General features: G+C 52.9%; 18 protein-coding genes. 7 read left to right on the top strand and 11 right to left on the bottom strand.

Annotated elements, in window-relative coordinates; genetic code table 11:
* Positions 1–242 precede the first annotated feature (242 nt).
* The 3 genes from C2U43_RS22815 to C2U43_RS22805 all read left to right on the top strand — a co-directional run bounded on the left by C2U43_RS22815 (position 243) and on the right by C2U43_RS22805 (position 3,109).
* Positions 243–1,220, top strand: coding sequence for a TRAP transporter substrate-binding protein (locus tag C2U43_RS22815; protein ID WP_048215053.1), 978 nt, complete (start codon positions 243–245; stop codon positions 1,218–1,220).
* Between the two features lie 62 nt (positions 1,221–1,282).
* Positions 1,283–1,792 carry a TRAP transporter small permease gene (locus tag C2U43_RS22810; RefSeq protein ID WP_020996255.1) on the top strand — a complete coding sequence of 170 codons (510 nt, stop codon included), beginning with the start codon at positions 1,283–1,285 and terminating at the stop codon, positions 1,790–1,792.
* Positions 1,793–1,822: 30 nt separating this feature from the next.
* Positions 1,823–3,109: a TRAP transporter large permease gene (locus C2U43_RS22805; protein ID WP_057066551.1), complete on the top strand. Its 1,287-nt coding sequence runs from the start codon at positions 1,823–1,825 to the stop codon at positions 3,107–3,109.
* A gap of 65 nt (positions 3,110–3,174) precedes the next feature.
* On the opposite strand, the gene C2U43_RS22800 is transcribed toward C2U43_RS22805, so the two are convergent.
* The 5 genes from C2U43_RS22800 to pyrL form a co-directional block, all read right to left on the bottom strand.
* The gene (locus tag C2U43_RS22800) at positions 3,175–3,627 is read right to left on the bottom strand and encodes a transposase (RefSeq protein WP_008786057.1); all 453 of its coding nucleotides are present in this window, start codon (positions 3,625–3,627) and stop codon (positions 3,175–3,177) included.
* A gap of 72 nt (positions 3,628–3,699) precedes the next feature.
* On the bottom strand, positions 3,700–4,086 hold the full coding sequence (gene ridA / locus C2U43_RS22795) for a 2-iminobutanoate/2-iminopropanoate deaminase (RefSeq protein ID WP_000047544.1): 387 nt from the start codon (positions 4,084–4,086) through the stop codon (positions 3,700–3,702).
* Between the two features lie 76 nt (positions 4,087–4,162).
* Positions 4,163–4,624, bottom strand: a complete 462-nt coding sequence (gene pyrI / locus C2U43_RS22790) for an aspartate carbamoyltransferase regulatory subunit (RefSeq protein WP_103285835.1) — start codon at positions 4,622–4,624, stop codon at positions 4,163–4,165.
* A gap of 13 nt (positions 4,625–4,637) precedes the next feature.
* The gene (gene pyrB / locus C2U43_RS22785; protein WP_003025818.1) at positions 4,638–5,573 is read right to left on the bottom strand and encodes an aspartate carbamoyltransferase; all 936 of its coding nucleotides are present in this window, start codon (positions 5,571–5,573) and stop codon (positions 4,638–4,640) included.
* A gap of 36 nt (positions 5,574–5,609) precedes the next feature.
* The gene (gene pyrL / locus C2U43_RS22780) at positions 5,610–5,711 is read right to left on the bottom strand and encodes a pyr operon leader peptide (protein ID WP_003025819.1); all 102 of its coding nucleotides are present in this window, start codon (positions 5,709–5,711) and stop codon (positions 5,610–5,612) included.
* A gap of 238 nt (positions 5,712–5,949) precedes the next feature.
* Here pyrL and C2U43_RS22775 point away from each other — a divergent pair, with 238 nt between their 5' ends.
* Positions 5,950–6,402 (top strand): YhcH/YjgK/YiaL family protein, encoded by a 453-nt coding sequence (locus C2U43_RS22775; RefSeq protein ID WP_048215052.1) that lies wholly within the window; start codon positions 5,950–5,952, stop codon positions 6,400–6,402.
* A 106-nt stretch (positions 6,403–6,508) separates the two neighbouring features.
* Here C2U43_RS22775 and argF read toward each other — a convergent pair whose 3' ends face one another.
* Both argF and argL read right to left on the bottom strand, forming a co-directional pair.
* Positions 6,509–7,513, bottom strand: a complete 1,005-nt coding sequence (gene argF / locus C2U43_RS22770; protein WP_048236254.1) for an ornithine carbamoyltransferase — start codon at positions 7,511–7,513, stop codon at positions 6,509–6,511.
* Positions 7,483–7,578: a putative translational regulatory protein ArgL gene (gene argL, locus C2U43_RS30250; protein WP_370867251.1), complete on the bottom strand. Its 96-nt coding sequence runs from the start codon at positions 7,576–7,578 to the stop codon at positions 7,483–7,485. The genes argF and argL overlap by 31 nt, the downstream gene beginning before the upstream one ends.
* A gap of 98 nt (positions 7,579–7,676) precedes the next feature.
* Here argL and rraB point away from each other — a divergent pair, with 98 nt between their 5' ends.
* The 3 genes from rraB (at position 7,677) to C2U43_RS22755 (ending at position 9,908) form a co-directional block, all read left to right on the top strand.
* Positions 7,677–8,102: a ribonuclease E inhibitor RraB gene (gene rraB, locus C2U43_RS22765; protein ID WP_003025845.1), complete on the top strand. Its 426-nt coding sequence runs from the start codon at positions 7,677–7,679 to the stop codon at positions 8,100–8,102.
* A gap of 51 nt (positions 8,103–8,153) precedes the next feature.
* Entirely contained in the window at positions 8,154–8,912 is a 759-nt protein-coding gene (gene miaE / locus C2U43_RS22760; RefSeq protein ID WP_008786061.1) for a tRNA isopentenyl-2-thiomethyl-A-37 hydroxylase MiaE, read from the top strand.
* Positions 8,913–9,077: 165 nt separating this feature from the next.
* Positions 9,078–9,908 carry a topoisomerase II gene (locus C2U43_RS22755; protein WP_103285834.1) on the top strand — a complete coding sequence of 277 codons (831 nt, stop codon included), beginning with the start codon at positions 9,078–9,080 and terminating at the stop codon, positions 9,906–9,908.
* 26 nt (positions 9,909–9,934) lie between these two features.
* On the opposite strand, the gene C2U43_RS22750 is transcribed toward C2U43_RS22755, so the two are convergent.
* From C2U43_RS22750 to pepA, 4 genes are all read right to left on the bottom strand, one after another.
* Positions 9,935–10,438 (bottom strand): GNAT family N-acetyltransferase, encoded by a 504-nt coding sequence (locus tag C2U43_RS22750; protein WP_003830259.1) that lies wholly within the window; start codon positions 10,436–10,438, stop codon positions 9,935–9,937.
* A gap of 206 nt (positions 10,439–10,644) precedes the next feature.
* On the bottom strand, positions 10,645–13,500 hold the full coding sequence (locus C2U43_RS22745) for a valine--tRNA ligase (RefSeq protein WP_008786064.1): 2,856 nt from the start codon (positions 13,498–13,500) through the stop codon (positions 10,645–10,647).
* Positions 13,500–13,943 carry a DNA polymerase III subunit chi gene (gene holC / locus C2U43_RS22740; protein ID WP_003830256.1) on the bottom strand — a complete coding sequence of 148 codons (444 nt, stop codon included), beginning with the start codon at positions 13,941–13,943 and terminating at the stop codon, positions 13,500–13,502. Before holC ends, C2U43_RS22745 begins: the two co-directional genes overlap by 1 nt.
* A 119-nt stretch (positions 13,944–14,062) precedes the next feature.
* Entirely contained in the window at positions 14,063–15,574 is a 1,512-nt protein-coding gene (gene pepA, locus C2U43_RS22735; protein WP_003025870.1) for a leucyl aminopeptidase, read from the bottom strand.
* Positions 15,575–15,620 lie beyond the last annotated feature (46 nt).

The raw sequence follows: 15,620 nt of genomic DNA, 5'->3' as shown, positions 1-15,620 counted from the left end.
TCCTTGCGTTGTTTTTTTATCAATAAAACGATCTGCATTGCAAAAATGAAACAGTGTGCTAAAAATTTTAAGTATCTACGATTTTTTGTGAACGCAGTCATCGAAATAAATTGTTACACCAGTTAGTCTGCGCAGGTAACGTCGTTAAGAAAGTTTCTCGCTGCCCATTTTTAATTCCGGCAGTCATTTGCTCTGCAAGCTATTCCTGTTAATGGATATTATGAACTTCTGGAGAAGGACAAATGAAACTGACAAAAAACCTGTTAAGTCTGTGTATTGGCGCGTCTGTATTCCTGGCGAGTCATGCAACGCTGGCACAAACTTTTCGCGCCGCAGATGTGCATCCGGCTGATTACCCGAACGTTGTTGCAGTGAAACATATGGGGGAAAAACTTAGCGCTGCGACCGACGGGCGTCTGGAGATTAAAACATTTCCTGGTGGCGTGTTAGGCGATGAAAAACAGATGATTGAACAGGCGCAATTAGGCGCTATCGATATTATTCGTGTCTCAATGACGCCTGTTGCCGCCATTCTCCCTGAAATTAACGTGTTTACCCTGCCATATATTTTCCGCGATGAGGACCATCTGCATAAGGTTCTCGACGGCATGATCGGGCAGGAAATTGGCGACCGTCTGACGGCTAATACCAAATCGCGGCTGGTGTTTCTCGGCTGGATGGATGCCGGCACGCGTAACCTGATCACCAAAAATCCGGTGGTGAAACCGGAAGATTTACACGGTATGAAAATCCGCGTTCAAGGAAGTCCGATAGCGCTGGATACCCTGAAAGCGATGGGCGCTAACTCCGTTGTCATGGGCGTCAGTGAAGTATTTAGCGGCATGCAGACCGGCGTTATTGATGGCACGGAAAATAACCCGCCAACGTTTGTTGCGCATAACTATTTGCCGGTCGTGAAAAACTATACCTGGAGCAAACACTTTATTATTCCTGAGCTTTTTCTGTTTTCGAAAGCTAAATGGGATAAGTTGAAAAAAGAAGATCAGGATCTCATTATTAAACTCGCCAAGGAAGCACAGATAGAGCAACGAAAACTTTGGCAGGATTATAATGCGAAATCACTGGAGACCATGAAAGCCAACGGCGTTCAGTTCCACGATATTGATACGGATTATTTCTATAAAGCCACGCAGTCAGTGCGGGATAATTATGGTAAAGACCACCAGGATTTGATCAAACGTATTCAGGATGTGAAGTAATTCATCAGGTGGAGGATATCAACCCTCCGCCTGAATCTTTTGATTAATTCGAGGTGATAATTATGGGTGAATGCTATTCATCGGTAATGGATTTTCTTTATCGGGTGTCAATGTGGATTGCCGGTATCGCATTATTGGTCATGGTCGCCATTATCCCCATTGGCATATTCGCGCGTTATGTTCTGAATAACGCCCTGTCATGGCCTGAACCCGTCGCTATTCTCTGTATGGTGACATTCACCTTTATTGGCGCGGCGGTGAGCTATCGTGCAGGCTCGCATATCGCGGTGAGCATGGTGATTGACCGTCTGGGGGATGCTTCCCGCCGTTATTGCTCGGTAATCGCTGACGTTATGTTGGTGGCGATAAGTCTGTTCATTCTGTGGTACGGAACCAATCTCTGTCTTGAACTGTGGGACCAGCCTGTGGCGGAATTCCCGCTTTTAAGCGCCGGGCAAAACTATCTTCCGTTGCCGATAGGCTCTGCCATAACGCTGCTGTTTATCGCTGAAAAGATTTTCCGTGGTCCGCAGTACCAACGTCCCGTTGTCATGCTGGGATCGACCAGCTAGTTACCGCCCCCATTTCAGAAAGGAAAGCAGATGGATGCATTTATTCTCGTCTTTACGCTCGGCATTATGCTGGCGATTGGGGTACCGGTAGCGTACGCAGTTGGCATTAGCGCCATCATTGGGGCCTGGTACATAGATATTCCACTGGAAGCGGTAATGATCCAACTGACCAGCGGGGTGAACAAGTTCTCTCTGTTAGCGATCCCATTCTTTATTCTGGCCGGGGCTATTATGGCCGAAGGGGGAATTGCGCGGCGACTGGTGAACTTTGCCTATATTTTTGTTGGTTTTATCCGCGGCGGACTGTCGCTGGTAAATATTGTGGCATCAACCTTTTTTGGTGCTATTTCCGGATCGTCCGTGGCTGATACCGCGTCCATCGGTTCGGTAATGATCCCGGAGATGGATAAAAAAGGTTATCCGCGTGACTTTGCCGCAGCGGTAACGGCCAGCGGTTCGGTACAGGCGATTCTTACGCCGCCCAGCCATAACTCGGTTATCTACTCGCTGGCAACCGGTGGCACGGTGTCGATTGCCGCGCTGTTCATCGCCGGGATCCTGCCGGGGCTGCTGTTAAGCCTCAGCCTGATGGTGATGTGTGTGGCGTTCGCGCACAAGCGCGGTTATCCAAAAGGAGAACGTGTACCGTTTCGCCAGGCACTGAAGATTTTCGTTGATACGCTGTGGGGCCTGATGACCGTTGTGATCATCATGGGCGGTATCCTGTCAGGTATCTTTACCGCAACGGAGTCTGCGGCAATTGCCTGCCTGTGGGCCTTCTTTGTCACCATGTTTATCTATCGTGACTATAAATGGTCTGAGCTGCCGAAGCTGATGTTCCGCACGGTGAAAACGGTCACTATCGTTATGATCCTGATAGGTTTTGCTGCTGCGTTCGGTGCCGTCATGACTTATATGCAGTTGCCGATGCGTATCACTGAAGCCTTCACCAGCATCTCGGACAACAAATACGTCATCCTGATGTGTATTAACATCATGCTGCTGTTGATCGGTACGCTGATGGATATGGCACCGCTGATCCTTATTCTGACGCCGGTTCTGCTGCCGGTGACCAACGCGCTCGGCATTGATCCGGTCCATTTTGGCATGATCATGCTGGTGAACTTAGGGATCGGCCTGATTACGCCGCCGGTAGGTTCGGTGCTGTTTGTGGCCAGTGCGGTGAGTAAACAGAAAATAGAGCAGGTGGTGAAGGCGATGCTGCCGTTCTACCTCGTGCTATTCCTGGTGCTGTTATTAGTGACGTACATTCCGGCGATTTCGCTGTTCCTGCCGAAACTGTTTGGTGTGATGTGATAAATGCCCGGTGGCGCTTACGCTTACCGGGCCTACAAACTATGCTTCGCCAGGCCGATAATCTTTCAGACCATGCGCACAATTATATACCCAACGGCAAAGACAAAAAGAGCAATGTAGGCCCAACTGAAATGATAAAACGCATTTCTCGCTCCACGTCCGGAGCGGGCGAGAAAGATATTTTCTTCTTGGATGTGTTTTGCAGATATCTTGCGAAATTGACGGATGTAGCCAACGCAGTACGCGAGGAAAAAGAACATCACACATGCGGAGAGGGATTTAGAGAACATAATGGCGAGTAATGTGGCCGAAATGAAAAAGAACAAGAATACGATTGCGCCCGTCGATTCTAATTGTTTTAACTCACGGCGGATGCCTTCGGCGTGCTGCTCCTGCCAGCGACGGAGCGTGCTGACGCTAAATTCGTATTTTTCACATAATACCTTATTGGATACGCCGTTTTTAGACTGCTGAAGAAAATCGGCGATTTGTTCTGCGGTAAAACGAGCTTTTGTCATTACCGGCCCTCCATGGCGCGGTCAACCTTGAGATAATCCAGAACGTCGCCTGGATTATCTTTACGCTAGAAATCAGCGACGAACGGCGATCGCTTCAATCTCGATTTTCACGTCTTTCGGCAGACGGGCAACTTCTACGCAAGAACGCGCAGGGAAGGTCGCGTTGTGTTCGGTGAAGAACGCTTCGTAGGTCGCGTTTACAGTTGCGAAATCGTTCAGGTCTTTTACGAAGACGGTCGTTTTTACGATGTCGCCCACTTTCAGGCCTGCTGCTTCAACGATAGCTTTTACGTTTTCCAGCGACTGACGTGCCTGAGCGGACACGTCTTCCGCTACGGCACCGGTTTTCGGATCGACCGGGATCTGACCGGAAGTGATTACCATGCTACCCAGGTCAACGCCCTGAACGTATGGGCCGATTGCTGCTGGTGCATTTTCCGTCGCGATAGTCTTGCTCATGATTTCTCCTGAATTACAGCGGTAGTAGAATGTTCCCGCTCATTATAGGGAGCCGGGATCTCATAACCAACCCCAATTAGTTGGCCAGCACCACATAATGCGAAAACTCTTTTTCACAGTATTTGCATTTGAGTGCGATGTCATCAGTACGCTTTTTCACTGCAAAACTGGAGGAAACCGGCTCAGCATGGCTGATACAGTTGCTGTTCGGGCAAACCAGTACATTGTCGATACGCTCAGGCAGGCTCGGACGAGATTTACCCACCACGTCGTAATCGTCAATGCGGTTTACCGTTGCCTGCGGGGCGTACAGGGAGAGCTGGTTTACCTGCTCATCGGTCAGGAACGTGTTTTCAATTTTAATCAGGTCCTTACGGCCCATCTCGCCTGACGGCAGGTTCAGACCGATGGTGATACGCTGGTCGGTTTCCGTCAGTTTGAACAGCGTCAGCAGCTTAAAACCAACCTGTGCGGGAATATGGTCAATCACGGTGCCACGTTTGATGGCTTCAACCTGCAGTTTGTTATCGTGTGTCATCTCTTTTTCTCCCTTACAGTGCCAGTTCGCTATTCAGTACCAGTGCCAGTAACGCCTGGCGGGCGAAGATGCCGTTGCCAGCCTGCTGGAAATACCAGGCGTGCGGCGTCTTGTCGACGTCGGTGGTGATCTCATCGATACGCGGCAGCGGATGCAGTACCTTCATGTTTGCTCTGGCGCCGTTCAGATCGCTGGCGCGCAGAACAAACTGCGCTTTCACGTTGGCGTATTCGGACGGGTCCAGACGCTCTTTTTGTACGCGGGTCATATAGAGGATATCGACCTCCGCCATCACCTCTTCAATAGTGCCGTGCAGGCTCCAGGCGATACCTTTTTCATTCAACATATCCAGAATGTATTGCGGCATCGCCAACGCGTCCGGGGCGATGAAGTAGAAACGGTTACCTTCGAACTTCGCCAGCGCCTGGGTCAGGGAATGGACGGTGCGGCCATATTTCAGGTCACCCACCATGGCGATGTGCAGATTGTCCAGGCGACCCTGAGTTTCCTGAATGGTGAACAGATCCAGCAGCGTTTGGGTAGGATGTTGGTTGGAGCCGTCGCCTGCGTTCAGTACCGGAACGTTACCGGAGAACTCCGTAGCCAGACGCGCGGCGCCTTCCTGCGGATGGCGCATTACGATGGCGTCGACATAGGTGCTGATGACGGAAATGGTATCGGCCAGCGTTTCACCTTTTTTGCCCAGAGAGGTGTTGCTGCTGTCAGAGAAACCCACCACGCTGGCGCCCAGGCGGTGCATGGAGGTTTCAAAGGATAAACGGGTGCGGGTTGAGGCTTCAAAGAAGCAGCTGGCGATAACCTTATGCTTTAACAGCTCCGGCTGTGGGTTAGCTTTTAATTTCGCCGCCGTCGCGAGGACCAGATTGAGGTCATCGCGGCTGAGGTCGTTTATGGAAATGATGTGTTTTTGATAGAGCGGGTTAGCCATGTTTATCTCCTGACGCCTGGGCAAAAAAAAAGCCCCTCAATTGAGGGGCTCGGAATGGGTGATCAACGGAAAGAAAAACGGCAGGCCAGCGTCCTTTTTCAGACGCGGTAAGACAAAATGTCGTACACACTGAACCATACATCCTCCCGGCAAATTGTCCGCGATTATACTCAGCTCCGTTATGGGATCAAGCGAAAAATGCACAAATTATTCATCGCAAACGATTCTCATGAATATTCATTCACCCTGAATGCCAAACAGCAACAATGAGATAAACATGCGTTGACGCAAAATATCGGCAAATAGCAGTAGTATGGCAGACCGTTTTTTCGTATAACAACTAAAATGAAACGATGTTTTAATTAAGGGGTTTGAGATGATTGTCGGCAATATTCACAACCTGGATGCCTGGCTGCCGGAAGAGCTGCGTCAGGCGATTGAACACATTAAAGCGCATGTGACGGATGAGACGGAAAAAGGTAAGCACGACATCGACGGCGATCGTCTGTTTTATCTGATTGCTGAAGATATGACGGAGCCGTTTGCACAGCGCCGCGCCGAGTATCACGCGCGCTATCTGGATATTCAGATCCTGCTCAAAGGTCAGGAAGGCATGACCTTCAGCACGCAGCCTGCGGGCGCGCCGGAAACTGACTGGCTGGCGGATAAAGATATCGCCTTCCTACCGGAAGGGGTACAGGAAAAAACGGTGGTGCTGAACGAAGGTGATTTCGTGGTGTTCTATCCGGGCGAAGTGCATAAACCGCTGTGCGCGGTCGGTGCACCAGCGCTGGTACGCAAAGCCGTGGTGAAAATGCGGGTGGCATAAGCGTATTTGCCGGGGGCGGCTTCGCCTTACCCGGCCTACGGGAGCGCGGTTGTAGGCCGGATAAGATGCTTAGCATCGCCATCCGGCATTCTTTTCATCCATGCTCTTACTTCGCCAGCGTCGCCACCATCACCGCTTTGATGGTGTGCATCCGGTTTTCTGCCTGATCAAATACGATACTGGCGGGGGATTCAAAGACTTCATCGGTCACTTCCATTCCACCGTGCAGACCATATTCCTGTGCCATTTGTTTGCCAAGCGTGGTTTGATCGTCATGAAACGCGGGCAGGCAGTGCAGGAATTTCACCTGCGGATTGCCGGTCAACGCCATCATCGCGCTATTAACCTGGTACTTACGCAGCAGCGCAATACGTTCGGCCCACTTCTCTTTTGCCTCGCCCATTGATACCCAGACGTCGGTATAGATGAAGTCCGCGCCTTTCACGCCCGTGGCGACATCTTCGGTCAGCGTAATATTGCCGCCGTTTTTCTGTGCCAGCGCTTTGCACTCCGCAACCAGACTTTCTTCCGGCCAGCAGGCTTGCGGTGCGACCAGACGCAGATCCAGCCCGGTTAACGCGGCGGCTTCCAGCATGGAATTGCCCATATTGTTGCGGGCATCACCGGTGTAGACCAGCGTCATCTCATTAAACGCTTTACCCGGCAGGTGTTCATGCATAGTTAACAGATCCGCCAGCAGCTGGGTGGGATGAAACTCGTTGGTTAATCCGTTCCACACCGGAACTCCGGCATATTCCGCCAGCGTCTCGACAATCTCCTGACCGTGGCCCCGATACTGAATACCGTCGTACATGCGGCCGAGCACGCGGGCGGTGTCTTTGATCGACTCTTTATGGCCAATCTGGCTGCCGCTTGGCCCGAGGTATGTCACGCGCGCGCCCTGATCGTATGCGGCAACTTCGAAAGAGCAACGGGTACGGGTTGAGTCTTTTTCGAAGATGAGCGCGATGTTTTTACCGGTGAGCTTTGCGACTTCAGTGCCGTTTTTCTTATCCGCCTTCAGCTGTGCGGCGAGCTGAAGCAGTGACGTGAGTTCAGCAGAGGTGAAATCAAGCAGTTTCAAAAAATGTTTCTGATAAAACGCAGACATGGTTCCCTCACATGGCTTAGGCCATTTATTGAATTAAAATTCAATTTATATGGATGTTTATTCATTTGCAACCTTGTTTAACAAATCTTTCCTGGAAAGGTGGAGGCAATGACAGCGGTATGTGACAATAAGAGTATCGGCAGGACATTATGAGGAACGAGCCATGGCAAACCCGGAACTACTGGAAGAACAGCGTGAAGAAACACGCTTGATTATTGAAGAGTTACTCGAAGATGGCAGCGATCCAGACGCGCTGTACACCATCGAGCATCACCTTTCCGCGGATGACTTCGAAACCCTGGAAAAAGCGGCAGTAGAAGCCTTCAAGCTGGGTTATGAAGTGACTGAGCCGGAAGAGCTGGAAGTGGAAGAAGGCGACACGGTTATTTGCTGTGACATTCTGAGCGAATGTGCACTGAATGCGGAGTTGATCGATGCTCAGGTTGAGCAGCTGATGAACCTGGCTGAAAAATATGATGTGGAATACGACGGTTGGGGCACCTATTTTGAAGACCCGAACGGCGAAGAAGGTGAAGACGGCGACGATGAAGACCTCGTCGACGAAGATGATGACGGCGTGCGTCACTAAGTCATCAACTGACCTGCGGTAGCCCAGGCTGCCGCAGGCCAAGGACAATGTATGGATTACCTGCAAATACTCTCCCCGATCCACAACTTCCTGCACTGTAAAACGCCCCAGGCCTGGCTTGATAAAGCGCGAGACCCGGCGAATCTCCCACTGTTATTGACCGATCACCTCGTCTGTGAGCTGAAAGCGGCGCAAACGGCGATGCTGCTGGTGCGTAAGTATGTCGCGGATAAACAGGGATCGCAGGCGCTGTTGGACTGGCTGAAACCCTATGAAGCGTTTGCTTTCAGAGAAGGGGATGAGCCGGATTTTATCGCGCTGAATAAACAGATAAGCAAAAGCGTGATGCCGCAAACCGACGACCCGTGGGGACGCAAGCTTATCGACAGCATGGTTTTGCTGATCAAAGAAGAGCTGCATCACTTCTGGCAGGTGCGTGAGGCGATGATGAGCCGCAACATTCCCTATATTAAGATTACCGCCAGCCGTTACGCTAAAGGCATGCTCAAAGAGGTACGCACCCACGAGCCGCTGACGTTAATCGATAAACTGATTTGCGGGGCTTACATTGAGGCACGTTCCTGCGAAAGGTTCGCCGCGCTGGCACCGTATCTGGATGATGATCTGCAGGCGTTTTATCTGTCGCTATTGCGATCCGAGGCCCGACACTATCAGGATTACCTGGCGCTGGCGCAGCAGGTTTCAGCCGATGATATCAGTAGCCGGGTGCGGTTCTTTGGCGAAGTCGAAGCCGCGTTGATCACCTCTCCTGATGATGAATTCCGCTTCCACAGCGGTGTGCCAGCTTAATTCCTTTCTTTGACGCGCGGTGTCCATCGCCGCGCGGATTAATCCTTCCTGTTTCTGTTAGCAAAATCTGGTGGCTGGAAATCGCTCGCTGCTGCCGTAATAATCAAAACACACGAAGGGGAAATATATCCCCGTAACAGAGATGATTTGGCATAAGGATGGTTAATGAACTGGGCACACGTTTTGTTGGCAGGTTATATCGGGGCGGTGATTGCTATCGTCGTCGGCATGTTTCGCAAAAAAGGCTGGCTGGGCAAGATCTCCGGCGCGGTGGTTTTTGTGGTGGCGATTATCGCGTGGAATCTGTTTGATGTGCACTACCTGATCCCACGCGAAAGCCCGGATTATGGTCTGACCGATGAGCAGCAGTTTGAAAAGGCGATGCTCTCCAATCCGGCGTTTCAGGTGATTAAGGAGCAGGAACCTGAGCTGACACAAAAAATTATCAGCCAGGCTGCGCAGATGAAGAAAGCAGGGAGTAGCGAACAGCAGGTTATCGACGCGATACAGCCGCAAATTCTTCAGTTGCAAATGGCAAGATTGCAGCAGGCGCCAGATGCCAATGTCATTGAATATATGAAAATTAACCTTGAGCAGATCGCTGCTGTGGCCAAAATCGGTGATGACGAATGCTTCCGCTTTCTGTTTCCGGCAGTGAAAGGGGGGATTAACCCGGCACGTCTGGTTCCGCGTGAGATCATGAACCGTCGTATGGCGAGTGATATGAGTATGATGCGTGCTGCCTATGGTCCGAACAAACATACGGTCACGGCAGAAGAGAAACAGCTGGCGTTGCAGGATCTGCAAGCAATAAGTCCTGGACTAGTACAGCGCTATGGGCCGGATATTCAGATCATGGCCGATCCGACTAAAGCGATCGGCAAAGAGAAGATTGCCTGTGAGATAGTGCAGGATCTCTGGTCACAGGTGCTGAAGCTGCCAACCGCCCGCGCGGCTGGCGTTATTCGACTGATGCTCTCAGCCGAGATGCAGTAACGTGGCTAAAGCCTCTCGGCGTAAGGTCAGAGGGGCTTTAACATCCGCACTTCACAATCTACGTGCCCGGTACAGCCCAGCGCTTCGCTGATATGCTCAAAGCCTAAATGTTCATACAGGCGGATTGCCTCAGTCAGAAACGCTGTGGTCTCCAGATAGCACTGTTTAAAACCCTGCTCGCGGGCATGTTCGAGCGCCATCAATGCCAGCTTTTTCGCCAGCCCCTGACCGCGCGCGCTCGACAGGAAGTACATCTTTTGCAGCTCGCAAATGCCTGGTTCACTACATCCTAACGGCGCAACGCCGCCGCCGCCCACGACTTCACCGTTTTGCTCAACCACCCAGTAGGCTGCGCCCGGCTGGCTGTAAACCTGGAACAGTTCGTCCAGATTAGGGTCGGCAACGGTATAGCCTTTGTCGGCGGTAAGCCCGTATTCAGCGGAAACTTTGCGGATAACGCGGGCAATGGCGGCGTTATCATCGGCAGAAATTCGGCGCAGCGTTGCCGCGACGGAGGTAATGGCACTCATAGCGAACTCATGACATAAAAGTGAGACATATGCAGTTAATACCACTGCGGCGAGGGGAAGCGCAAGCGAGGATAATTCAATAAAAAGCCTCTGAGCATATGCGTCAGAGGCTTTATCGTCTGTGGTGTCGGATGCGCTACGCTTATCCGACCTACGATGACGGTGCCCGTTTGCCGGATAAGCGCAGCGCTATCCGGCATAGGCAATTACAGCGCGGCGATGACCGCCTGCTGTTCAATCAGCTTCGCTTTGGCTTCTGCGTAACCGTCCAGCTTCTCACGCTCTTTGGCGATAACTGCTTCCGGTGCGCGGGCAACGAAACCTTCGTTGGAAAGTTTGCCTTCGATACGGGCAATCTCGCCTTCGATTTTCGCCACTTCTTTCGCCAGACGTGCCAGCTCATCTTCTTTGTTGATGAGGCCAGCCATCGGGATCAGCAGTTCGGCGCCGTCGATGATTTTGGTCACGGAGACCGGACCTTTGTCATCGGCTGGCAGCACGGTAATGCTTTCCAGACGTGCCAGGTTCAGCAGGAAGCTGCGGTTGTCGTTCACACGACGCATCGCATCAGCGCTGCAACCACGCAGCAGCAGCTCCAGCGGTTTGCCCGGGGCGATGTTCATTTCTGCACGGATGTTACGTACGGCGACGATCGCCTGCTTCAGCCATTCGGTATCGGCCAGCGCCGCTTCATCAACCTGTGCGGCGTTATATTCCGGGAACGGCTGCAGCATGATGGTATCTGCAGTGTTGCCACAAATCACTTTCACGCGCTGCCAGATGGTTTCGGTGATGAACGGAATGATTGGGTGCGCCAGGCGCAGCAGACCTTCCAGCACGGTAACCAGCGTATTGCGAGTGCCGCGCAGTTCAGATTCGGAACCACCGTTCATGACCGGCTTGGTCAGCTCCAGATACCAGTCGCAGAACTGGTTCCATGTGAATTCGTACAGAATGCCCGCGGCGATATCGAAGCGGAAGTTATCCAGCGCTTCGCGGTACGCTTTGATGGTCTGGTTGAATTCAGCGAGGATCCAGCGATCCGCCAGCGACAGGGTCATTTCGCCACCGTTGAAGCCGCAATCCTGATCTTCGGTGTTCATCAGCACGAAGCGGCTGGCGTTCCACAGCTTGTTACAGAAGTTACGGTAACCTTCCAGACGCTTCATGTCCCAGTTGATATCGCGACCGGTAGAGGCCAGCGCTGCCAGGGTGAAACGCAGGGCGTCGGTGCCGTGCGGCTCGATGCCGTCCGGGAACTGCTTCTCGGTACGTTTGGCAATTTTCTCAGCCAACTGCGGCTGCATCATGTTGCCGGTACGTTTCTCCAGCAGTTCTGCCAGAGAGATTCCGTCGACCATATCCAGCGGGTCAATCACGTTACCCTTGGATTTGGACATCTTCTGGCCTTCGTCGTCACGAATCAGACCGGTCATGTAGACGGTCTTGAACGGAACCTGTGGCTTGCCGTTTTCATCTTTGATGAAGTGCATGGTCATCATGATCATGCGGGCAATCCAGAAGAAGATAATGTCGAAGCCGGAAACCATCACGCTGGTTGGGTGGAACTGACGCAGCGCGTCGGTATTTTCCGGCCAGCCCAGCGTAGAGAAGGTCCACAGTGCAGAAGAGAACCAGGTATCGAGAACGTCTTCGTCCTGACGCAGCGCAACGTCGGCGCCGAGGTTGTTTTCCTGACGCACTTCGTCTTCGGTACGGCCAACGTAGACATTGCCGTCGTTGTCATACCATGCCGGGATACGGTGACCCCACCACAGCTGACGGGAAATACACCAGTCCTGAATATCGCGCATCCAGGAGAAGTACATGTTTTCGTACTGCTTCGGTACGAACTGGATGTCGCCGTTCTCAACCGCTTCAACCGCCGGTTTTGCCAGCACGTCGGCACGGACGTACCACTGGTCGGTCAGCATCGGTTCGATAACCACGCCGCCACGGTCGCCGTAAGGTACGGTCAGGTCGTGCGGTTTAATTTCTTCCAGCAGCCCCAGGGCATCAACGGCGGCAACCACCGCTTTACGCGCAGCAAAACGTTCCAGCTTCTGGAACTCAGCCGGGATTTCATTGGAGTAAACGTCGGACTCTTCGCCTTTGGTGTCGTAAACTTCCGCGGTTTCGCGGATGTCGCCGTCAAAGGTCAGAATGTTGATCATCGGCAGGCCGTGACGTTTCCCGACTTCGTAGTCGTTAAAGTCGTGCGCCGGGGTGATCTTCACGCAGCCGGTGCCTTTTTCCATGTCGGCGTGTTCATCACCGACGATCGGAATGCGGCGGTTAACCAGCGGCAGGACAACGAATTTGCCGATCAGATCTTTGTAGCGCGGATCTTCCGGGTTAACGGCTACGCCGGTATCACCCAGTACGGTTTCCGGACGGGTGGTGGCGACGACCAGGTAATCTTTACCGTCTGCGGTTTTCGCGCCGTCAGCCAGCGGATAGCGGATGTGCCACATGGAGCCTTTAGACTCGCGGTTTTCCACTTCCAGATCAGAAATAGCGGTGCGCAGTTTCGGGTCCCAGTTGACCAGACGCTTGCCACGGTAGATCAGATCTTCTTTGTACAGGCGAACAAAGACTTCTTTCACGGCATTGGAAAGACCTTCGTCCATAGTGAAGCGCTCGCGCTCCCAGTCAACGGAGTTGCCGAGACGGCGCATCTGACGGGTAATGGTGCCGCCGGATTCCGCTTTCCACTGCCAAATTTTGTCGATAAACGCTTCGCGACCGTAGTCGTGACGGGTTTTACCTTCTTCAGCGGCAATCTTACGCTCAACCACCATCTGGGTAGCGATACCCGCGTGGTCGGTACCGGCCTGCCATAGGGTGTTTTTACCCTGCATGCGCTGGTAGCGAATCATGGTATCCATGATGGTTTGCTGGAAAGCATGACCCATATGCAAACTGCCGGTGACGTTCGGCGGCGGGATCATGATGCAGAAGGACTCTTTGCTTTCATCGCCGTTAGGTTTGAAATAGCCCTGCTTTTCCCAGTGCTCGTAAAGCGGCTGTTCGATATCTTGTGGGTTGTATGTCTTTTCCATTATTTCCAGGTTGCCGTATTCAGGTTAAAACCAGCCACGCGGTAAGCTTTGTAGCGATCGCGTGCCGATTGTTTCAAAGAATCTTCGTAAGGAACGAAGTCTATCACTTCTGTGAAAGCGGTGGCAAAATCTGCAAAGCCAACGCGCAAACTGATGAGCAGGTCGCGCGGGCTGCTATTGCGTTTCTCCGGCCAGGCAATCTCTACCGGCGCGCCGCCTCTGGGGCCTTCTCCCGCCAGATTATGCGGAACAAAACTTTCTGCCGGTCTCGCCCACAGAGCTTCATCCAGTCGAAGAGCCTGCTTTTCGTTTTCACAGGCGATCAGCACGCGCTTGCCAGCACGCCAACGTTCTGCGGCAATTTCACACACCAGTTGTTCAACGGCGCTTAAGCCATCGACGGTGTTGTCATTGTCCAGAATATAGAACGTTGCGTTTCTCATGATATGGGGCTTCTTGTTGTGGATTTAAATGCAAAGCCGGGTGGCGCTACGCTTACCCGGCCTACGGTTGAGTGACGTAGTAGGCCGGGTAAGGCGAAGCCGCCACCCGGCGTTTTACATCACTCTTCGCCGTTAAAACCGGCACGATTGAGCAGGAACTGCGACAGCAGCGCGACCGGACGACCGGTTGCGCCTTTGGCTTTCCCTGAACGCCATGCGGTACCAGCGATATCCAGGTGCGCCCAGTTGTACTTACGGGTAAAGCGTGACAGGAAGCAGCCCGCGGTAATGGCACCGCCAGGACGTCCGCCGATGTTCGCCATATCCGCAAAGTTGGACTCTAACTGCTCCTGGTATTCATCACCCAGCGGCAAACGCCACGCGCGGTCACCAGCCTGCTCGGACGCACCGATCAGCTCATGCGCCAGCGGGTTGTGGTTCGACATCAGGCCGGTGATGTGATGGCCCAGCGCAATCACGCACGCGCCGGTCAGGGTCGCGACGTCAATCACTGCTTCTGGCTCAAAGCGCTCGACGTAGGTTAACACGTCGCACAGCACCAGACGGCCTTCGGCATCCGTATTGAGCACCTCAACAGTCTGTCCAGACATCGTGGTCAGCACGTCGCCTGGGCGATACGCGCGGCCACCCGGCATGTTTTCACAGCCTGCCAGCACGCCGACAACGTTGATGGGGAGCTGAAGCTCGGCCACCATGCGCATCACGCCGTATACCGCTGCCGCGCCGCACATGTCGTATTTCATCTCATCCATGCCTTCGGCAGGTTTGATGGAGATACCGCCGGAGTCAAAGGTTAACCCTTTACCGACCAGCACGATCGGACGCGCGTCTTCGGACGGATTGCCTTTGTACTCGATGACCGACATCAGCGACTCGTTCTGCGAGCCGTGACCGACGGCCAGATAAGAGTGCATGCCCAGCTCTTTCATTTGCTGCTCGCCGATCACTCGGGTCACAACATTTTTGCTGTAGCTGTCTGCCAGCTGGCGCGCCTGAGAGGCCAGGTAGGCGGCGTTACAGATGTTCGGTGGCATGTTGCCAAGATCTTTTGCCGCTTTAATGCCGGCGGCGATCGCCAGACCGTGTTGGATCGCACGCTCACCGCTGGTCAGTTCGCGGCGGGTCGGCACGTTAAAGACCATTTTACGCAGCGGGCGACGTGGCTCGCTTTTGTTGGTCTTCAGTTGATCAAAGCTGTACAGCGTTTCCTGTGCCGTCTCAACGGCCTGGCGCACTTTCCAGTAGTTATTGCGCCCTTTGACGTGCAGCTCAGTCAGAAAGCAGACGGCTTCCATTGAGCCTGTATCATTCAGGGTATTGATGGTTTTCTGAATGACCTGCTTGTACTGGCGCTCATCAAGTTCGCGCTCTTTGCCACACCCAATAAGGAGAATTCGCTCAGACAGAACGTTAGGAACATGGTGCAGCAACAGGGTTTGACCCGGTTTGCCTTCCAGTTCGCCGCGACGCAGCAGTGCGCTGATGTACCCGTCGCTGATCTTGTCGAGCTGCTCTGCAATCGGAGAGAGGCGGCGTGGTTCAAAGACACCCACGACGATGCACGCACTCCGCTGTTTCTCCGGGCTACCGCTTTTTACACTGAACTCCATGCACTACGCTCCTGAATCTTAAAGACAACGGCGGTGGCTACGGATA

This window comes from Citrobacter freundii complex sp. CFNIH9 (genome assembly GCF_002903305.1).
Taxonomy (GTDB): Bacteria; Pseudomonadota; Gammaproteobacteria; order Enterobacterales; family Enterobacteriaceae; genus Citrobacter; species Citrobacter portucalensis.
This window is presented reverse-complemented; position numbering and strand designations above follow the sequence as displayed.